Below are 19,979 nucleotides of genomic sequence, written 5' to 3'. Positions count from 1 at the left end.
TGGTAATTCTCCATAGGCTCAAACGGGATCGACCCAGCCGCCGGGGGGCATAAAGTCCGCCATAGCGGAAGGCCCCCAGGTTCCTGGTTTGTAGGCAGGTGGAACGGTTTTACTCTTCAATACGGGTTCGACGATTTTCCAGGCCAGCTCTGCAGCATCTTGCCTGGTGAAAAGCTGACGATCGCCCGCCATGGCATCGCCGATCAGCCGCTCGTAGGGCGTCATATCGCCCAGACCATCGTCCAGCGCGGTGAGTTCAATCGCTTCACCTCGCATCTTTTCGCCGGCCGCCTTACGTCTCGCGCCAATACCGATTGTAATATCCGGGCCAAGCCGAAAGCGGATATAGTTGGCGGGCTCGTCGGTAATTTCATCGAAAAGGGTAACCGGCGGGCGCCTGAAGCGCACAACCACTTCCGTCGCATGCGCGGGTAAATTTTTGCCCGCACGGATATAGAAAGGAACGCCACTCCAGCGCCATGTTGTAATCTGAAAGCGAACCGCAGCGAAGGTCTCCGTCGGAGAAGACGCGGCGACACCCGGTTCATCGGAATAGCCTTCAAACTGCCCCCGAACCACGTCATCGTCTGACAAAGGCGGCATGGCCTTTAACACCTGGACTTTCTCATCAACCAGATCGTCGGATGCGCCGGAGGAGGGCGGTTCCATGGCAAGTAACAGAAGCACATTAACCAGGTGATTCTGGATCACGTCACGGATGCAGCCAACTTCGTCGTAGAATTTGCCGCGTCCCTTGATGCCGAAGTCCTCAGCCATGGTGATCTGAACGCTTTCGATATGTTCCCGATTCCATATGGGTTCAAGGAAGCTGTTCGCAAAGCGAAAGTAGAGGAGGTTCTGGATGGCCTCCTTGCCCAGAAAGTGGTCGATGCGGAAAATCGCGTCCTCATCGAAAACCTTGTGCAGCACCCCGTTCAGCTGTTTTGCCGAAGCAAGATCGCGGCCAAACGGCTTTTCTACCATAAGTCGTGCGTCTTTCGCGATACCGGCCTCTGCCAGCCCCCCCGCGACAGTTTCGAACAGAGAGGGGGGAATGGCAAGGTAGTAGAGCGGGTTGTGATGACCGGCAAGCGCCTCGCGCAGCCCGTCGAATGTTGACTGAGAACGATAATCGCCTGAAACGTAGGCAAGCCTGTCCGCCAGCGCGGCAAAGACCGCCTGATCGACCCCATCGACATGTTTTTCAACTGCCTCCCTTGCCCGCGCGATCAACTGGTCACGTGTCCAGTCTTCAAATGCAACACCGATAATGGGCGTACTGAGCGTTTTACGCTTCACCATTGCATAGAGAGAAGGGAAGATCATCTTGTAGGCAAGATCGCCGGTGACACCGAACACGACCAGCACATCTGATTGTTGCTGCGCCATCGCTGTATACCTCCGCGTTACCTGGTTTTTTCCAAATGGCCGCCGAAGGCGTGCCGCATGGCTGAGAGGACTTTTTCGGCAAACAGTGCTTCGCCACGAGAAGAGAAACGCCCGAAAAGAGCAGACGCGAGAACCGGAGCAGGAACGCCCGTGTCAACAGCCGCCTGCAATGTCCAGCGTCCTTCACCGGAATCAGATACGCGGCCATCATAATGGCTGAGATTCGGATCCTGCTTCAACGCCTCGGCTGTCAGATCCAGTAGCCAGGAGCCGATCACCGAGCCATGTCGCCATACCTCTGTAACGGCGGGAAGATTGATATCAAAACGATAATATTGCGGGCTGGAAAGGGGTGCAGTTTCCGCATCAGCCTCCCGCTCGCCGGTTCCGCTATTGGCGGCCTTTAATATGTTCAGGCCTTCGGCATAGGCGGCCATGACACCATATTCAATGCCGTTATGTACCATTTTGACGAAGTGCCCGGCGCCTGCTGGCCCGCAATGCAGATAACCTCTCGGCGCCGTGCCCAAGGCCGCATCTTCCGCAATGTTCTGACCGGCACCGGGCGCAAGTGACGCAAAAATCGGGTCCAGGCGCTTCACGGCCGCCTGCGGGCCACCAATCATCAGGGAGTAGCCGCGCTCGAGGCCCCAAACGCCACCCGATGTGCCAACGTCGATATAGTCGATTCCGAGAGGTGAAAATTCCCCGGCGAGGTCGATAGCTTCACGGTAAAAGGAGTTGCCCCCATCGATTATAGCGTCGCCCTTATTCAGCGCTGCTGCGAACTCCCGCGCAATCTTTGGTGTGATCGCAGCGGGGAGCATGAGCCAGACCGCGCGCGGCGTCTCCAGCTTCGCAATCAGATCGCCAGGGGAGGATGCGCCGGTTGCGCCTTCTTTTACCAGTGCGTCAACGTTATCGGCATTCACGTCGTAAACGACGCACTTGTGGCCTTGTGTAAGAAGGCGACGTACCATGTTGGCGCCCATGCGGCCGAGACCTACCATTCCTATCTGCATATCATTCTCCATTGCCAATACGGGTTTGATCGTTCGGTTCATTTACGACGTGAACGGTAAAATCGGTGTTTTCCCAGTGTTCAACGTCAGGCCAGTAAAAGGTAAAAAGAACGCGGGTTCCTGCGGCTTCGTGCTGTACAGGCAGGTCCACATAACAGGTTCCGAGCCCTGATGAGCGCGCCGGGGAGTCAGAAAAGGTAGCCCAGTCATCCGTACTCCAATGCACCAGGGCGTTCGCTTCCGTTTCCAGCCTCAGTTGCTTCCCGACAGGCAGGGAGGACACGCGGTTGTTAAAGCGCCATATACGTAAATGCGATCCGGTCTGATTCCTGATATAGCGTTCAACGCCTTGCGGTGGCATATCGAAGACCGCGCCATCGCGCAGCGATCGCAGCAGTTTAATATGTTCGGAATGTGCCCAGACAAGCGGCATGGCGCTACCGGAAGGACGCCCGAAGAACAGCGCCTTTTCGGGAATATCGGGGCCGTCCCATACCTGTTCCGGTAACAGCCCGCCCGAGCCTGCCGATTGTTCCAGCGTAGCCAGGAGCGCCTCAGCCGCGTCGTGCCTGCCCGCTGCCAGCTCGTAATGCGCGCGTTCGCCCGCCAGCAGAGGCCAGGGACGCCCCTGGCCGATACCGTCGAACGGCGCGCCGTCTGCATGTTCGCCATAGCCATCACCGGTGTACCGATACCAAAGTGGCCCCTGAGGTAAATCGATCCGAAGACTGCGGTCAATGGCCTTTATCGTATCAAGGATGTGCGGGTCGTTCGCTGCGCGCAGGCCGAAACGCACCAGGGCCAGGGCATCCGGGCTCAGCACATCAGCGGTCGGCAGAAGCGCCCGATCCGGCGTCTGGTTGCGAATCTCGGTATTGCCGGATGCCCTGACCTCATCCGTAGCGCCCGCCGGGGCGATGCGGACATAGTGACCGGAAATACCAATCGAGGCGCAAAATTGGGGTTCCCCGGCAAAGGTCCATTTTTCAATCTGCTCATTCCAGCAGTCTGCGGTTTCTCGCAGGTGGTTTGCCGCCGCTTCATCTCCGTCTGTCGAAAGCAGGTCCGCGGCGGCAAGCAGTGCAGCAATCTCGACCGCCAGAGTAAACGGGCTGTAGCCTGAGTCTTCTTCCCAGCGATCCTCCGCAGTCGCCGGGCCGTTGGTCAAAATGTAGCAGGCTGCGCGGCGTAGCATAGGCATAAAGCGTTTCTGCGCCTTATTGTCGAGATGGCCGAGTCTGCGCAGCATATCCATCAGCAGAAGGGGGAATGCACACTCATCCATCTGGATGCCTGGCCAGTAAGGTTTTCCATCCAGCCACAGGTTCTGTGGCCAGCGCCCGGAGGGTTCCTGAACACGACGGAGATAGTCCAGAATGGCGAATGCCTGGTCGGCGTCGCCTGCGGCCAGAAAACCCCCTGCCGTTTCGACCAGGTCTCGCGGCCAGACCAGATGATAGCCGCCAAGATCGTCATCGCCCTTCGAAAATCCCCAGGGTATCGTCAGGCTCGCGACAACGGCGCCGGGGCAATCAGCGGCGCTGTGCGAGGCCATAACCGCCGTTGAAACCCGGTATGTATTGAGGCCGTTTCTCTCTGCTTGATCGAGTGGAATGAGCCTGTCCTGCCACGCTTGCCAGTTGCGAACATACCCATCGCGCGCTTTATCAAAGCCCGCTTTAAGACTGGCGGTTGCCGCCGCTGCGGCCTCGGATTCCGTTTGGCCGAAACCAATAGCCAGCGTGGCTTCACTGCAGGCGCTGGTGAACGCCAGCTCTCCGGCAAGCGCGACATTGCCGTCGTCTGCACGCCGGTATTGGTTCACGAGGCGTCCCTGTTCTTTAAGCTGCTGCCAGCCGTCTGACATACCGACAAATCCGGCGCTCATTGCTGCCCAGGGAATGTTGCAGACGAGTGCCAGATAGCGAGAGCGGCCGGTGGCAAAAAGCACTGGCTTATCGTCAAATTCGCCGATCCAGGCGCCGTTCATTTGTCCGGCATTCACCAGATGGGGAGCGAGCAGGGCGGTGACGGTGTAATCCTCAACATTCCCTTTCAACGCGGTGAAACGAACCCGCTGCAGCACACAGTTACGAGCCGGATCCGTAATGATGTCCTTCTCAATCCTGTAGAGTCCGTCACGCGCCGTGTTGGTGATTGTGAAGGCAGGAATGCCTGGCGAGTGGGTTCGGGTTTCTGTCAGGCAGTCGCGCTTTTCTTCGGAGAAATAACCTTCAGGCCCCGTAATAACGAAAACGCAATCGCGGGTACAGGCGCTGTCGACGCGTGGATAATAGATTTCGTTGAGAACGCCGTGGCTCAGGGTGAACCAGACGCGCGAGTCTGGCGAAAGAGCCGTGCCGATTCCGCTCTTGGCACTCGATGTCCATCGGGCTTCAATTCCTGGCCTGCCCGGGGCGGCGTCAACGCCTGCACGTAATGGCGGGGCTTCATGCTTCATGCACGTTTGCAACGGAACGGCGTCGCTGTCAGAGTTTGGCATTTTAGGATACCTTGGCGATCTGCGTAGAAAAAATCTAAACGACGATGTTGCGGAGTCTATCCTGGCTCAACGCGGCGGCTTTTCTGTACCAGGGTAACCCGTTTCACCTTGCGCCTGAGCAACATATAACCAGACTCAAGGATTTATATAGCGCTGATAATGTGTTGAATCAACCATCCACATCCGCGCAGCAACACCGTAAAGTATTTACGGTAAGACGACTTTTCGCCGCTCACCTTCATCCGCACAGAAACGTCTTCCTCACTGACTCATTAACCGCCGTAGCCCGCTTCCCTTTACCGCGCGCACAGTCAACCCGCGCCCCGTCGGGTAACTCCTCTGGGTAGCCAGGGCAACGATGCGCCATGCTTCAGACGAACCAGACTGATGCCCGGCAGCGCAATAAACTTCATCCTGAACATTCCTCTTTCCCGTCTGGCTTTTCAGCTAAACGTATGAATTCAAATCTTTTAAAGGGCTGTATCCGACTACGTCGGGCGCACTGCGCTGCGCCACATCTCTGCGCTCATCGCTTTAATCCTGGTCAGGCTAAAGGTCTGACTCAACGATCGCTTTGTGCCCGTAGTAGGCGTGAAAGCAGGGTAAGTCCGTATCTCATGTACAAGGCCCTGTCGGGCAAGGCAGCGGGAGATACCCTGTGACCAACTATGTTGAGCCTGGCAGGTAAATCGACAGTGCGCTCCTGCATAATGTTTTTTTTTGCAATGCCTAAAAGCAGAAAACTTACATCGTGTTACCAGATAAACCCAATCGCTAAAGGTGACTGAATGTCACAGCCGAAGATGACAGATGCTGATTACACCTTACTGGCCAACTTCCGCGCGAAACTACGCAGATTTGTTGCCTTTAGTGAAAGTCAGGCTCGCAATATGGGATTGACGCTACAGCAACATCAGGCGCGGCTAACTATAAGGTGAGCGGGAGAAGCAACGGCGGGGGTGGGTTAGGTTGCAGAGCGGCTGATGTTAAAATCGTCTGGCGCGTCTGAGCTGATTAGCCGCCGGCAGGACGCCGGGCTCATCATTCGTCAGGCCGGCGAATAGGATCAGCGTGACATTGACGTCTCAGGCGGAAGCCTTGCTCTGGGCGCGCGCTAGCGCATAGTGAAGCGCTCATAACGCGAAAACCTTTGCTGAATCTGGTCGATAAGTTTGATGGCTAACCGCGCCAGAGCTATCGCCCGCGGTTAGCGTAAACAATCGATATATTTTTGCGCCGACTGCTTCACCACACTGCTGGCATCGGCAATAATATCGCGCCCTTCAAACGCGCTGTAAAGTTTCATGAAATCATAGGGTTGAAGTCGATTGACGATCTTAGTGATTGTCGCGGCGGGTAAAGGAAGCATATTGGGATAACTCCACAAAAAGGAGACTGCGTTTGATCCGGCGCTAACCTGCACGATATCACCAGACAGCACGATGCCATCCTCCCTTGCCCAGTGCAGAACGGTTCCACCTTCGAAGTGTCCTCCCAGACGTAACAGTGTCACATCAGGCATAAGGTTTTTCGTCTCACCTTCCCATAACCGTAGATAGGGGCTGTCACGCATAATCCACTCGCTGTCGCTGGCGTGGAGGTAAATCGGCGCATCAAAGACAGCTGCCCAGTCTTGCATTGTGCTGTAGTAATGAGGATGGGAAACCGCAATCGCGCTGATGCCGCCCAGGGCGCGCACGATGTCAATCGTGGCATCGTCAAGATCAGGAATGCAGTCCCAAAGTACGTTGCCCTGCGTGCCCTTTAAAAGAAAGGCCCGCTGACCAATAGCAAATTCAGGAACCGTTTGCAGGCTGAATAATCCCTTTTCCAGCTGAGACCATTTATTACTGTGGGCCGCATGCAGCGCCTCAGGTGAAATCCACTGTTGTCCTGTTGCCGGGACATACTGACGTTCGTCCTCACAGATTTTACAGCGATCAATCTGAACATCCTGCTGTTGATATGACGTGCCGCACGTGAGGCAAATTTTGATCATCCTGCGTTCCCCCTTAACCTTTTCAGATTAATTTTAGAACCTGTGTCAGGTGCAGGTTTCAATTTGTGCCATAGGGCGTGAAGGACAATTAATGGCTATAGACCAAAAAATGGACGCTGTTGATGTAAAACTGTGCCACCCGGGTCATGCCAAGACGCTCGTGCGCCTGGATTGATCGACGATTATCAGCCTGAATAAACAGCACCGGGGCCTTATTGCCGTAGTGACTGCGCAGTTCATCGTACAGACGCAGCAGCAGGCCCTGACCGCGGGCCTGGGTACTGATGCAGGCCGGGCCATAAATCCAGCACTGCTTCCCGGGCGGCCAGGCGCGCAACATGGCGTTCACCACCTCTGGGCCTTGCCGGTATGATGAGGTGCTAAATAACACGCCGGCAATCCCTGCCGCACATTGCGCAACTGCCACTATGGCACCGGGGTGATTCAGCATGCCGGCAACTTTTTCGGCGGGAAAATCGCCATTCAGCGCGCCGCCATTGCCCGCTGCGTTTTCCTGAAGCAGTGTCGTGATGCCTGCCAGGTCATGCGTTGTTGCTTGCCGGACGAGATAGTTATCCGGGTTAGGCATAATGCGATACTCCCTTAAAGAGGATGCCGCAGTCCGGTTTCACGGGTTATCGCGGCGGTACAATGCCCACTCATCTAGGCGCTCTCCTGAAGGCAAGGTACAGTATCCCGCTTGGCCAGCGGCTGTTTTCACACTGTCAATTTTACCGCCGACAGCAAGGCAATGCCGGGATGCAGGATTAGCCAGCTGTAATGTCGATGTTTCACGCGGTGAGGGTGAGGACAGACAGCCTGAGAGCAGCAAAGAGAGTAAAATCGGTAAAAGGGTTCTCATATAACCTGCTTTTTGTTGAAGAGCGCATTCATATGCTATCCGGATTTATCGGGTAAATTATTATAGCCACGAAAAAGGAGAAGGATGATGTCTGACAAACCGTTAAAAATTGTCACGCTACTGGGAAGCCTGAGACAAGGCTCGTACAATGCAATGATCGCACGTGCACTCCCACAGCTGGCGCCAGAAGGGATGACTATAGATGCGCTGCCATCCATTCGGGATATTCCACTGTACGATGCGGATCTTCAGCAAGAAGAGGGATTTCCGGCCACGGTTGACACGCTGGCTGCACGTATTCGTGAGGCTGATGGCGTCATTATTGTCACACCCGAATATAATTACTCCGTGCCTGGCGGTTTAAAGAATGCCATTGACTGGTTATCTCGCGTGCCGAATCAACCCCTGGCGGGAAAACCGGTGGCGATTCAAACCAGTTCCATGGGCGCTATTGGTGGAGCGCGTTGCCAGTATCACCTGCGTCAGATTCTGGTATTTCTCGATGCTATGGTGCTGAACAAGCCGGAATTTATGGGTGGGGCGATCCAGAATAAAGTCGATGAGCAGGCCGGGAAGGTGATTGAGCAGGGCACGCTGGAACATCTGGCAAAACAGTTAGCCGCGTTCAGTGATTTTATTCGCAGGGTAAGCGAGGGGTGATTTAAGTTAATCCTCTGAGAAGAACCACGCTCTGCAAAAAGCGTGGTTCTTAAAGGGTCGACTAGCGAAGTAAAGACAGCATAGTCTGAGGTACCTGATTGGCCTGGGCCAGTACAGAGGAGCCCGCCTGCTGCAAAATCTGGGCGCGTGACATGTTCGACACTTCTGTCGCATAGTCCGCATCCTGGATGCGGCTTCGTGCTGCAGTCAGGTTAGTCACGGTGTTGTTCAGGTTACTGATTGTTGACTCAAAGCGGTTCTGAGACGCACCCAGCAGGCTACGTTGACTGTCAACGGCTTTGATGGCTTTATCAATATCCGCCAGTGGGGTACTGCCTGTTGCGGAACCGCTGGCCCCCCCGGTTACTGCCCCCTTCAGCACGTCAAAACCAATAGCCGCAGTGCTACGGGCGGTTCCGTTGACTGTCTGGCCAGTGGTCACGCTGGTATTCTGCACGGTGCCTGACGAGGCGTTACCAGCCGCAGCAAGATCGAAGCTGTCACTGGAACTCAGGGTGATACCGATGGTCTGGCCATCCTGCGCACCGACCTGGAAATTGTAAGTGCTGCTACCCGATCCCGTGTTAAGGACTTTCAGACCGTTGAAATCTGTCTGCTTAGTATCGCGGTCAATTTCCTGCATACGCTGGTTAACTTCAGCCTGGATTGAATCGATATCGGATGCTGAGTTAGAGCTGTTCTGAGCCTGAACAGTCAGGTCACGAACGCGCTGCAGGTTGTTGTTTATTTCATCCAGTGCGCCTTCAGCCGTCTGAGACAATGAAATACCGTCATTGGCGTTACGTGCGGCAACCGTCAGGCCGTCAATATTCGATGTGAAGCGGTTAGCAATCGCTTCACCGGCCGCGTCATCTTTGGCGCTGTTGATACGCAGGCCTGATGACAGACGCTCAATAGCCGTACCCAATGATGACTGTGACTTATTCAGGTTGTTTTGAGTAATTAACGACAGAACGTTTGTGTTGATCACTGACATGGTAAATTCCTTCTTATAGAAACGTATTATTTACGCATTATTATTATCGAGCTGACTGCGCCAAACTTTAATGAAAAGACGCCAGTTAAGATTAATTAGTGAATGGTTTTTTTACAGCATGGGGAAGTTGTAAATACAGAAACAAATCAGAAAAAAATTATTATTAGCACACACAAATCTCAATTATAAGAATAACTTTTTTAAGGTTTAAAACCTTTTGTTACAGCATTGCGCAGCTAAAAGCACGGATGATTAAATATTTACATTATTAGCCGCATGGGATGTTGAGTCATGTTTTTTCTGTCACGCAGTCTCTCATTAAGGAAATTACATTAATTCTCCCCAATTGAAAAGTAAGATATATCATTGACTGGTATCACGAAGATAATAATTATTTTTTTCATTTTCCCACAAGAAAGACAAACGTCCGAAATCACGAAAATTGCGGCAAGCGTTAAAACCCGTTTGTCATAAAAAACGACGGGAGTGCAGCCTTGGCTCTCATGCACACAGACATCGGTTAGCGGACGGGTAATAATGTTGAACGGGTTTCTCGTGTTCAGCTTAAGCAGAGAAGGGACTAACGGGTAACCGGTCTGGGAAAAGGCAACATCAAACGCTGTCGCGCTGATGGCACAGTGTACCATCAGCGCGGAAGATAAAAATTTCGGCTAAACCAGAATTACATTTTTGCGAACTGTGCAGAGAGATAATCCCCTGTCTGCGTCATTGAAGACACCAGTGTACTCAGATTGGTGAACTCCGTTTTATACTGCGCCATAACTGCGGTGATCTGATCATTAACGTTGTTATATTGATCAGACAGCTGTTTCAGCGAGGTATTAATTCCTGTTGTCGCGTTTGATACCGTGCCGTTGCTGGCTAACATATCATTAAGTCTGTTGGTCACTTGCGTCGCGAACCCCGTGGTTTTGCCATCACCCGTCAGAAAACTTAAAACATCTGCAGGCTGATTGGTTAAGGCGGCATTCAGCTTGGTGCTGTCGACCGTCAGGTCACCTTTATCGTCCTGGGTAATGCCGAGTTGTGAGAGTACCTGAATGCTTCCGCTACCCTGAGGATCGGAAAACTGGCTGCGCAGGCTGGTCTGGATATTCATTAACGTATTATCCCCCAGCAGATCGCCATTATCGGTACTGGGCGCCTGGCCTTCCTGCACGGGTGTATAATTCGTCTGATCTGCAATGGTTTTTTGCAGGGAATTATAGGCATCAACGTACGTCTGAATCGCCGTTGCCATAGGCGTGGTATCCGTGGCGATAGATAATGTTTCAGGGGAACCGCTGTTAACTTTATTCAGATTCAGTGTGACCCCTTCAGGGGCATCGGTAACGATGTTGCTGCTGCGTGTGATAGACAAGCCGTTTATCTTCAACTGAGCATCCTGAGCAGCAACCTGCTGTGTCATGCCGTTATTACTGCCGCCACTGCTGTAACTGATATATTGCGACAGCGTCGCGTCATTGGTGCTGACGGTCATCGCATTCGCGGTACCGCTATCACGTGCGGTCAGGGACAAATAGTAGGTGTTATCGTTTGCCATAATCACGCTGGCATTAACGCTGCCTTGCTGCTTGTTAATCGCATCACGGATATCTGTCAGGCTGGTCTGATCCTGGTTTAAGGTGACGGTCAGCGGCGATTTCTGCCCAGACTGGCTGATGGTAATCGTACGTGATGCCATGCTGCTGTCACCGAGATCGGTACTTTCGCTGCTGGCAGACTTAGAAAGCAGAGACTGCGCGGCGGCGAGCTGATCGACCTCAACAGAATAGTTTCCGGCTGCGGCACCGCTGGCAAGCGTGGCAGTAAAGGCGGTATTCGAGCTGGTGACTTTGGTTGTGGCAATGTTCGAGGCATTTTCCAGCGCAGAGGCGGCCGTTTGCAATTTCGACATTGAACTCTGAACCACGCCCCAGGCCGTCAGCTGCGCATTATAAGACGCCTGCTGATTAGTAATCGGTGTCAGTTGCGCCTGCTCAGCTGACTGTAAATTATCATATAACGTGTTGAGGTCGAGGTTAGTACCAGCGCCAAGTGTGCTTATGCTTGCCATATTCTTGTCCTGATGAAGTGACACCAGAATTAAAAATACAATGCATTAATCAGGGGTTTTTCTGATTTTAAATGTTGTTGCAAATCGGTTTATTGTTATTACTTGACCATTAATTTTCTGTTAAGGCGGTAAAAAATCATTAACACAATAACAATTTGAAATTCTTCAAGGGCCGTTAATTTGGGTTTGGATTAATCTACATTGGTGCCGTCTGTAAACACATCAGCGATTAATCAGTCATTTAGCCAGCGACATCGGCCTTAAGCCAAATTCATATTTCCTAATCACCATGGCTCAGTTATTCATTCTGCTTATCCTGTTTTAACCACGATCGACAACAAATTGATGCAAAAAACGGAAAAATACTTAATGCAAATTATGCGGTGTCCTGAAAATATCCGTCGCTAATCAATGCGTTTACAGCCTGGCCAGAAAAATGGATGACTGCTTTTTATTGCGTATTCTTCCTTGTTTTCGGTAAAAAAACTTTTCGCTGCGCGTTAACTTTACGATTGTTACATCCATTTACGGCAGCGATCGAAACGTTAACAAAGCTGCACGCTGAAGCACATATCGCCAGGCGGAGCCCGACCCGATGCCAGGGCACAGGTTGACGTGAAGAGGTGCATGGTGATCCGTCGGCCTTATGCCTGTCGGGAGAAGCGTACGTCAAAAAGGAAGGGGATGTTTACCGCCTGTCTGACGATAGCATTGAATTCGGGATGTTCCGGATTGAGAAGATAATTCGACTCTACGGGCGAAAGGGCGCTGGGCACGCGCAGTGCGACCGATCCCCCGCTTTGTATCCAGGCATCACCAAATAAACGCAGCGCTGCAGGCGCTTCCGGTGCGGCCCAGTCGTCAGGAAGTTGCTTGATATCGATCCATTCAATCAGCCTGTCGGGAACGTCAATGCTCATGAGGGTAAAACAGTCCAGCACGCTGGCGCTTTGCAGATGGATAAGCGTCTCCAGCATGGTGAGGGAAGCGGTTTCAGAAGCGTAAACCATTGATACGCCGACGCTGTTCCAGCGCCCGCCGCCTTCGCGGGCACCAAAACCGCTCCAGGCCGACCCCAGATAGCGCGTTTTGGTCATGCGATAGAGCTTCAAGAATACACGCCGTGTTCAAGCCGGGTAATGAGTTTCAGCACTTCGTAAGCCCCGGTTTCTGACGCGACCAGATCGGCCGGTTTTTTATTGCCTAAGGCCCGCGCAGGCTCATTGAGCCACTGCCTTGCCTTTTCTTTGTCGCCTTCAAACAGCTCAACCGCACGATCCATCACGCGAATAAAACGCACCAGCCGTTCGCTCTGCTCCGCAGTAAAGCGGCTCTTAACGCCGCGGGTGAAGGTTGAGCCCGCAATGCCGGTCATACGGCGCAGTTCTGCCTGAGAGATTTGCGCCCAGGTGACAATGCGACTGGCTACCGTGCCATCCAGACCATCATCGATTTGATCCATCAGCATCACGCCGTCAGCACTGCTCAGGCCGGCAAATTGCCACAGACGATCCGGTTCTGCAGCGGATACGGGTAAAGTGAACTGTTTCATCATCACCTCCATTTGGTTATTCTATTATAGCCAAATGGTGATATCGTTCAATCAGCCATTGATGCTCTGTCATCATAAGAAAATAAAGTCGTTTTATCATTTTTCTGGCTGCAGACAGCGCAACGAAGTTATATCGCCTTGACGGTCAGCGCCGAATCTTACAAGAAAAAGTAATAGCGTGACTGAAAACAAAGGAAAAACGGCTTCGAACGACGCATTTGGCTGGACGTCATTACAGGTACATCATGATCAGTGTGGCTTTTACAGACAGGGCCTCATTTTCAACACGGCAAGATTTTTACCCAAGGCAACGCTTATCGATGACTGTGTTATATTGCCGCTCTTAAACGCAGGTACAGGGCTCAACCGATAAGGACTATCCGTTATGAAACGACACGATATTAATTCTTCCTCTCTGTTCCGTAGTGCGGGATTCGACCCGACGTCAGGCGTACTGGAACTTGAATACCGCAATGGCACCTGCCGTCGCTGGCTTGCCGTGCCTGCTCATACCTATCAGGGATTCTGTGCCGCCCTCGATCAGGACGCTTTTTTCCGCGAAAGTATCGACAACCGTTTCTTCTCCATGTATCAGAAAAGTGATGCCTAGCGTGTATTGCTGAGGCCCCGTTTACATTGACCGCCGTCACCGTTTTCAGGGCATTGAGGTGGCAGGGATAACCAGACACATTCGGGTTGCCAGTATTATCCCTGCCGGTTGCTCTTTCTGTCTGTGCAGTGAGGTAACGATGAGAAAATCGCTTATCCGCTTTTTTTTACGTTTAGGCACCCGCATGGCTGTGGTACTCCTTGCACTGACAGGAATAACGGTTGCCGCCGAAAACCTTTCCTTGTCTGCGCGCTCCGCTGAGCAACCCTGCTGTGGCCCCGTCACACCTGCCGCTCAGGCGATCCTCACCGTGCTTGATCGGTCGGACGTTGAGCATTTATGGCTCAATCATCATCACGTCAACTGGGAAACCGGTCAGCCTGACAAGCCGGATAACTATTCAGGCCCCGGCAATCATACTCACTGCAGTGCGTTTGCGGCGGCCATGGGGGCTCGGCTGGGTGTGTATATGCTCAGGCCACCCCAGCACAGCCAGATATTGCTCGCAAGCGCGCAGACGCGTTGGTTTGACAGTCAGGAAGGGCGTCAGGCGGGCTGGATGAGGGCGCCCGATGCACGACATGCACAGCAGCTTGCTAACCAGGGAATGCTGGTGGTGATCTCCTATGAGAGCCCCGACAGGCACAGGCCTGGCCATATCGTTATTGTCCGACCTTCATTAATCACCCTGGAGAGATTGCGCACAGAGGGGCCATACATCACTCAGGCCGGAACCCATAACCTGCTCGTCGGCAATGCAGCCACTGCGTTTGCGGGCCACCCGGGCGCCTGGCCTGACGGCGTGAGGTTTTTTGCGCACGCATTACGGCAATGACGCCGGGAGAGATGCGAGGCCAGTTTAGCCCGTGGTGTAAATGACCGGGAATAGGCGCGTTCTGCCCGCCATTTTTTACGCCCGAATTTGAATCCCTTCGGTAATGATGTGCTGGACACTCTTCACCGTTTGTTCAAAAAACACGGGATCGCTGAGCGTTTTACCGGTAATTGCCTCAACCTGCACCCCGAAATCTGCGTAATGCTGAGTGGTGGCCCACAGCATAAAAATCAACTGCATCGGATCGATGGGTGCGATCAACTCATCTTTAATCCAGCCGCGGATCACATCCGATTTATCTTCCACCAGCGTTTTCAGGCTGCCGCCCAGCTCCTGTTTCAGCAGCGGTGCGCCCTGAACCATCTCCAGACAAAATAATCTTGAGGCCTGGGGATGATCACGGGAGACGCAAAGTTTCAGACGAATATATTCCCGTATTGCTTCCAGAGGATGCTGATCGGACTGCAGTGCTTTAAGCGGTGCCAGCCAGATATCCAGCAGACCTTTGAGCACCGCAATGTATAAATCTTCTTTCGAGGGAAAGTAGTAGAACAGGTTGGTTTTCGAGACATCCGCGCGTTCAGCAACCTGCTCAAGACGAGTGCCGTGAAAGCCATAAAGTGAGAAGAATTCCAGTGCAGCGGCCATGATAGCGCCACGTTTGGCAGCAACCGCTCGCGAACGTCGCGTCACAGATTTCGATGGCGTTTTCGCGGCGAGGTTTTCCCCGGCGTCAGATCCCGGGTTTTCGGACAATGGCTTCACAACATTTTCCTGATACACACAACAAGGTCAAAAGCATAACAAATAGGCATTAAGGCGACTATCGTCATACGCATTATTTATAAACACAACCTGACAACAACCCAGCACAACCAATATTTAACAAAACTGCACCATTTGCGCTCAACTCTGCCTGTTAAACGTGCAGTTATTTTTGAGTAAATGGTCTGTTTTAGACCATTTGCTCCATTAGAAATCCACAAAGTCTTATAACCATCTGTTTTAAATAATTTTTTAAAAACTGGCATCCGCTTTGCACATGTCCCTACGTCAGGAGATTTCAGCACGGTACAACAGGAACCCGCAGGACGCACTTAAGCCGCGCAGAGATTTTCGCAAGCCCTTGTTGTTGTCCCAATTATTTTCAATCGAGGTGAGCTATGAAAATCGGTGTCTTTATTCCTATCGGTAACAACGGATGGCTAATTTCAGAAACTGCGCCGCAGTACAAGCCAACCTTCGAACTGAATAAAACCATTGTGCAGAAAGCAGAGCACTACCATTTCGACTTCGCGCTCTCGATGATCAAACTGCGCGGCTTCGGCGGTAAAACGGAATTCTGGGAACACAACATGGAGTCATTCACGTTGATGGCCGGTCTGGCCGCCGTAACGTCCCGCATTCAGCTCTACGCCACCGCTGCCACCCTGGTCATGCCACCGGCAATCGTTGCGCGCATGGCTGCCACAATTGACTCCATCTCCAACGGCCGGTTCGGCGTGAACGTGGTAACCGGCTGGCAGAAACCGGAATACGAACAAATGGGCATGTGGCCTGGCGATGACTATTTTACCCGCCGCTACGATTACCTGACCGAATATGTCAGCGTACTGCGCGATCTGTGGGGAACGGGGCACTGCACGCTTGACGGCGAATTTTTCAAAATGGATGACTGTCGCGTCAGTCCACGTCCGCAAAGCGAAATGAAAGTCATCTGCGCCGGACAAAGTGACGCAGGCATGGCGTTTTCCGCCAAACACGCCGATTTCAACTTCTGCTTTGGCAAAGGCGTCAACACGCCAACCGCTTTTGCACCTACCGCTGCCCGCATGAAAACAGCGGCTGACGCTGAAAACCGTGACGTGTCCTCTTACGTGTTGTTCATGGTGATTGCTGATGAAACCGACGAGGCCGCGCGCGCCAAATGGGAGCTGTATAAAGCCGGTGCTGATGCGGAAGCCCTGTCATGGCTCACCGATCAGAGCAGTAAAGATACCCGCTCCGGCAGCGATACCAATGTTCGCCAGATGGCCGATCCTACGTCAGCGGTCAACATCAACATGGGGACGCTGGTCGGCTCCTGGGCCAGCGTCGCCAGAATGCTTGATGAGATCGATACGGTTCCCGGTGCGGGCGGCGTATTGCTGACCTTTGACGATTTCGTTGAAGGCATTGAAAACTTTGGTCGTTACATCCAGCCGTTAATGAAAACGCGCCAGCAGATCGGCATTGCGCAGAAAGAGGTCGCATGATGAATATTGTTGAAAATCAAACTGTGGTTCGCCGCGCGCCCAACAATACCGGCGAGGAAAGGGTGCTTGCCGCGCGTCCTGAAGCCATTGGTTTCACCCCGCAGCAGACGGCGCTTATTGTCGTGGATATGCAAAACGCTTATGCCTCGCAGGGCGGTTATCTTGATCTGGCAGGCTTTGACGTGTCCGCCACCGCGCCGGTTATCGCCAATATCAAAGTGGCGATTGCCGCTGCTCGCGCAGCAGGCATTAAAGTGATTTTTTTCCAGAACGGCTGGGACAATCAGTATGTTGAAGCCGGGGGCGCGGGTTCGCCCAATTTTCATAAATCCAATGCGCTGAAAACAATGCGCAAACGTCCCGAGCTGATGGGCAAACTGCTGGCGAAAGGGGACTGGGATTACGATCTGGTCGATGAACTGCAACCTCAACCGGGCGATATTGTGCTGCCAAAACCACGCTACAGCGGCTTCTTTAATACCCAGTTGGATAGCCTGCTGCGCAGCTACGGCATTCATCATCTGGTTTTCACCGGCATCGCCACCAACGTGTGTGTCGAGTCCACCCTGCGTGACGGCTTCTTTTTGGAATATTTTGGCGTCGTGCTGGAAGACGCGACACATCAGGCTGGCCCCGAGTTTGCGCAAAAAGCCGCGATTTATAACATCGAAACGTTTTTTGGTTGGGTCTCCAACGTAAGCCACTTCTGCGACGCGGTGGGTTACAAAACTGAACAAAACGCGGCCTGACCGCTTGTAAAAAGGACAATGAACGATGCCTAAACGCGCCATTATTCCAGCTGGCAGCGGTGTTCCGCTGGCGCCATTTGTTCCCGGTACGCTTGCCGATGGCGTCCTGTACGTTTCCGGTACTTTGCCTTTTGATAAAGACAACAACGTCGTACATGTGGGCGATGCGGCAGCACAAACCCGCCATGTACTGGAGATCATCAAAAGCGTGATCGAAACCGCAGGTGGCAGCATGGATGACGTCACCATGAACTCGATTTTTATCACTGACTGGGCGAATTACGGGGCAGTGAATCAGGTCTATGCGGAGTACTTCCCGGGCGAAAAACCGGCAAGATTTTGCATTCAGTGTGGGCTGGTGAAACCGGATGCGCTGATCGAAATCGCATCAATTGCCCACCTTGGCAAATAATTTGTTCGGTGATGTATTTCATCTGAGGAAACAGTATGTATTACAAGGTATTGGGTCAGCAAAAGGCTGATGCAGAAACCGTTGTGCTCTCCTCGGGTCTGGGCGGTTCCTGGGGATTCTGGCAGCCCCAGTTGGCAATGCTCTCAGCGCATTTTCGGGTGGTGGTTTATGACCAGTACGGCACCGGCGCCAGTCAGGGTAACGTACCCGCCGGGTACCGGATGGAGGATATGGCCGATGAGCTGGCAGGCTTACTTAACGCGCTGGGTATCAGCCGCTGTCATCTGGTCGGTCATGCACTGGGCGGCATTATGGGTCTGCATCTTGCCCTGCGTTATCCCGCGCTGCTGCAAAGTCTGGTGGTGATTAATGGCTGGAGAGTTCTTAACAGCCAGACGCGCCGCTGCTTCGACGTCCGTCGGAACCTGCTGCTAAACAGCGGCGTAGATGCCTACGTGCAGGCGCAGCCGCTGTTTCTGTACCCGGGTGACTGGCTTTCTGAACATGAGGCTCTGCTGCAGGAAGAGCGCCAGCATCAGGTGGCGCATTTTCAGGGGATGGAAAACCTGCTGCATCGCCTGCAGGCGTTGATGGACTCCGATCTGACCACCTCGCTTAAAGGCGTCATCGCGCCGACGCTGGCGTTGAGCGCTAAAGATGATTTGCTGGTGCCCTGGTCCTGTTCAGCCGATCTCGCCTCACGTCTTCCCCATGGCGAGCACCTGCAAATGGGCTACGGCGGACATGCCATGAGCGTGACGGACCCCGATACGTTTAACCCGATTTTACTGGACTGGCTGCAGCGGCAGGCTTCGCATGCATCCGGAACACCGCCTGCTTTCATATCTGTGGAGACGCCATGACCGACGCATTAACCGCCAGCGCGCTGGCCACCTTGTTCACCGAAGCCCGCACCCATAACGGCTGGCTGGATAGACCGGTAACAGGCAAACAACTGAAAACGATTTACGAACTGGCGCGCATGGGGCCGACCTCGGCGAACTGCAGCCCGGTGCGCATCGTATTTATTCAGAGCCAGGAAGCGAAACAGAAACTGGCGCCGGCACTTTCCAGTGGCAATCTGAAGAAAACGATGACCGCTCCTGTGACGGCGATTATTGCCTGGGATCCGGAATTTTATGAGCTGCTACCTGAACTGTTTCCGTCCGGCGATGCCCGCTCATGGTTCACTTCCAGCCCACAGCTGGCACAGGATACCGCGTTCCGCAACAGCAGTTTACAGGCTGCGTATCTGATTATGGCCTGTCGCGCGATCGGCCTGGATACCGGACCGATGTCCGGTTTTGACAATGCCAAAGTTGATGAAACCTTTCTGGCGCAGGAAGGCTGGAAATCGAATTTTCTGATTAACATAGGTTACGGCGACAGCAGCAAAGTCTATCCGCGCGCACCGCGCCTTGACTTTGACCGCGCCTGTCGCGTGCTGTAAGCATCACCGATCATCACTGAGGACACGAGCATGCAATCAACCCTGAACGTCACACTGCCCGCGACCGACATGCCCCTTGCTGAAAAAGAGGCTGCCGTTGAGAAACAGGAATACCGCAATGCCATGGCGCGCCTCGGCTCTGCCGTCAACATTATCACCACTGACGGCCCCGGCGGTCGGGCAGGTTTCACCGCCTCTGCTGTGTGCAGCGTCACCGATACGCCACCGACACTGCTGGTGTGCCTGAACCGTTCTGCATCGGTACATCCGGCGTTTACGCAAAATCAGGTGCTGTGCGTAAACACGCTGGCCGACAGCCACGAATCGCTTTCTAATTTATTCGGCGGAAAAACGCCGATGGAACAACGCTTCGACGCCGCCGAATGGACAGATCTCGCCACCGGCTCCCCGATCCTTACTAACGCGCTGGTGTCATTTGACTGCAAGGTCACGCAGATCACCCCGGTCGGTACCCACGATATTATGTTTTGTGAAGTTGTTGCACTCCGTTGCAACGATGACTGCCACGGACTGGCGTATTTCGACCGACGCTATCATCCGCTGATGCGTCAGATAGCCTGTTAACTCAATCCGCATTCAACTTAGT

The 19,979-nt window shown here is 53.3% G+C and carries 21 protein-coding genes; 10 read left to right on the top strand and 11 right to left on the bottom strand.

Features of this window, described 5'->3' with window-relative positions:
- Positions 1-18: 18 nt before the first annotated feature.
- From zwf to GKC68_RS23190, 3 genes are read right to left on the bottom strand one after another with little or no spacing between them, the layout of a single operon-like run.
- Entirely contained in the window at positions 19-1,389 is a 1,371-nt protein-coding gene (zwf, locus tag GKC68_RS23200) for a glucose-6-phosphate dehydrogenase (RefSeq protein WP_110982779.1), read from the bottom strand.
- A gap of 17 nt (positions 1,390-1,406) precedes the next feature.
- A complete protein-coding gene (gene gnd / locus GKC68_RS23195) occupies positions 1,407-2,411 on the bottom strand; it encodes a phosphogluconate dehydrogenase (NAD(+)-dependent, decarboxylating) (protein WP_342656932.1) in 1,005 nt (334 codons plus the stop codon).
- A 1-nt stretch (position 2,412) separates the two neighbouring features.
- Positions 2,413-4,914 carry a glucan 1,4-alpha-glucosidase gene (locus tag GKC68_RS23190; protein WP_342656931.1) on the bottom strand — a complete coding sequence of 834 codons (2,502 nt, stop codon included), beginning with the start codon at positions 4,912-4,914 and terminating at the stop codon, positions 2,413-2,415.
- A 788-nt stretch (positions 4,915-5,702) separates the two neighbouring features.
- Between GKC68_RS23190 and GKC68_RS23185 the strand changes: the two genes are divergently transcribed.
- Positions 5,703-5,852 carry a hypothetical protein gene (locus tag GKC68_RS23185; protein ID WP_193750180.1) on the top strand — a complete coding sequence of 50 codons (150 nt, stop codon included), beginning with the start codon at positions 5,703-5,705 and terminating at the stop codon, positions 5,850-5,852.
- 269 nt (positions 5,853-6,121) lie between these two features.
- Here GKC68_RS23185 and GKC68_RS23180 read toward each other — a convergent pair whose 3' ends face one another.
- The 3 genes from GKC68_RS23180 to GKC68_RS23170 form a co-directional block, all read right to left on the bottom strand.
- Positions 6,122-6,913, bottom strand: coding sequence for an MBL fold metallo-hydrolase (locus tag GKC68_RS23180; protein WP_342656930.1), 792 nt, complete (start codon positions 6,911-6,913; stop codon positions 6,122-6,124).
- 88 nt (positions 6,914-7,001) lie between these two features.
- On the bottom strand, positions 7,002-7,502 hold the full coding sequence (locus GKC68_RS23175) for an N-acetyltransferase (RefSeq protein WP_058707033.1): 501 nt from the start codon (positions 7,500-7,502) through the stop codon (positions 7,002-7,004).
- A gap of 39 nt (positions 7,503-7,541) precedes the next feature.
- A complete protein-coding gene (locus tag GKC68_RS23170; protein WP_072208328.1) occupies positions 7,542-7,775 on the bottom strand; it encodes a DUF333 domain-containing protein in 234 nt (77 codons plus the stop codon).
- An 87-nt stretch (positions 7,776-7,862) separates the two neighbouring features.
- Between GKC68_RS23170 and GKC68_RS23165 the strand changes: the two genes are divergently transcribed.
- On the top strand, positions 7,863-8,435 hold the full coding sequence (locus GKC68_RS23165) for an NADPH-dependent FMN reductase (RefSeq protein ID WP_014598338.1): 573 nt from the start codon (positions 7,863-7,865) through the stop codon (positions 8,433-8,435).
- Between the two features lie 61 nt (positions 8,436-8,496).
- On the opposite strand, the gene GKC68_RS23160 is transcribed toward GKC68_RS23165, so the two are convergent.
- The 4 genes from GKC68_RS23160 to GKC68_RS23145 form a co-directional block, all read right to left on the bottom strand.
- Positions 8,497-9,432 carry a flagellin gene (locus tag GKC68_RS23160; protein WP_028722485.1) on the bottom strand — a complete coding sequence of 312 codons (936 nt, stop codon included), beginning with the start codon at positions 9,430-9,432 and terminating at the stop codon, positions 8,497-8,499.
- A 682-nt stretch (positions 9,433-10,114) separates the two neighbouring features.
- A complete protein-coding gene (gene fliD / locus GKC68_RS23155) occupies positions 10,115-11,509 on the bottom strand; it encodes a flagellar filament capping protein FliD (RefSeq protein WP_047713815.1) in 1,395 nt (464 codons plus the stop codon).
- 644 nt (positions 11,510-12,153) lie between these two features.
- Positions 12,154-12,621: an RES family NAD+ phosphorylase gene (locus tag GKC68_RS23150; protein WP_089528392.1), complete on the bottom strand. Its 468-nt coding sequence runs from the start codon at positions 12,619-12,621 to the stop codon at positions 12,154-12,156.
- Positions 12,618-13,061: an antitoxin Xre/MbcA/ParS toxin-binding domain-containing protein gene (locus tag GKC68_RS23145; RefSeq protein ID WP_014598335.1), complete on the bottom strand. Its 444-nt coding sequence runs from the start codon at positions 13,059-13,061 to the stop codon at positions 12,618-12,620. Before GKC68_RS23145 ends, GKC68_RS23150 begins: the two co-directional genes overlap by 4 nt.
- Positions 13,062-13,446: 385 nt before the next feature.
- On the opposite strand from GKC68_RS23145, the gene GKC68_RS23140 reads away from it, so the two are divergent.
- Together GKC68_RS23140 and GKC68_RS23135 are read left to right on the top strand one after the other, a co-directional pair.
- The gene (locus GKC68_RS23140; RefSeq protein WP_013027863.1) at positions 13,447-13,671 is read left to right on the top strand and encodes a KTSC domain-containing protein; all 225 of its coding nucleotides are present in this window, start codon (positions 13,447-13,449) and stop codon (positions 13,669-13,671) included.
- Between the two features lie 184 nt (positions 13,672-13,855).
- Positions 13,856-14,506, top strand: a complete 651-nt coding sequence (locus GKC68_RS23135) for a hypothetical protein (RefSeq protein WP_241018808.1) — start codon at positions 13,856-13,858, stop codon at positions 14,504-14,506.
- 75 nt (positions 14,507-14,581) lie between these two features.
- Here the strand turns inward: GKC68_RS23135 and rutR are convergent, their stop codons facing one another.
- On the bottom strand, positions 14,582-15,271 hold the full coding sequence (gene rutR, locus GKC68_RS23130; RefSeq protein ID WP_014598333.1) for an HTH-type transcriptional regulator RutR: 690 nt from the start codon (positions 15,269-15,271) through the stop codon (positions 14,582-14,584).
- Positions 15,272-15,669: 398 nt separating this feature from the next.
- Between rutR and rutA the strand changes: the two genes are divergently transcribed.
- Genes rutA through rutF form a run of 6 tightly spaced genes read left to right on the top strand, consistent with a single transcriptional unit; the run spans position 15,670 to position 19,957 of the window.
- Positions 15,670-16,761: a pyrimidine utilization protein A gene (rutA, locus tag GKC68_RS23125; RefSeq protein ID WP_206116316.1), complete on the top strand. Its 1,092-nt coding sequence runs from the start codon at positions 15,670-15,672 to the stop codon at positions 16,759-16,761.
- On the top strand, positions 16,758-17,510 hold the full coding sequence (gene rutB, locus GKC68_RS23120) for a pyrimidine utilization protein B (protein ID WP_028722713.1): 753 nt from the start codon (positions 16,758-16,760) through the stop codon (positions 17,508-17,510). The genes rutA and rutB overlap by 4 nt, the downstream gene beginning before the upstream one ends.
- Positions 17,511-17,535: 25 nt before the next feature.
- On the top strand, positions 17,536-17,922 hold the full coding sequence (gene rutC / locus GKC68_RS23115; protein ID WP_013027868.1) for a pyrimidine utilization protein C: 387 nt from the start codon (positions 17,536-17,538) through the stop codon (positions 17,920-17,922).
- Positions 17,923-17,957: 35 nt separating this feature from the next.
- Entirely contained in the window at positions 17,958-18,785 is an 828-nt protein-coding gene (rutD, locus tag GKC68_RS23110) for a pyrimidine utilization protein D (RefSeq protein WP_206116314.1), read from the top strand.
- Positions 18,782-19,372: a malonic semialdehyde reductase gene (locus GKC68_RS23105; protein WP_058707037.1), complete on the top strand. Its 591-nt coding sequence runs from the start codon at positions 18,782-18,784 to the stop codon at positions 19,370-19,372. Before rutD ends, GKC68_RS23105 begins: the two co-directional genes overlap by 4 nt.
- Positions 19,373-19,402: 30 nt before the next feature.
- On the top strand, positions 19,403-19,957 hold the full coding sequence (gene rutF, locus GKC68_RS23100; protein WP_058707038.1) for an NADH-dependent FMN reductase RutF: 555 nt from the start codon (positions 19,403-19,405) through the stop codon (positions 19,955-19,957).
- The last annotated feature ends 22 nt before the right edge of the window (positions 19,958-19,979 follow it).

Origin of the sequence: Pantoea sp. RSPAM1, assembly GCF_038816185.1 — a bacterium.
GTDB classification, from domain to species: Bacteria; Pseudomonadota; Gammaproteobacteria; order Enterobacterales; family Enterobacteriaceae; genus Pantoea; species Pantoea ananatis.
The sequence above is the reverse complement of the archived record's forward strand: the minus strand, read 5'-3'. Positions and strand labels throughout refer to the sequence as shown.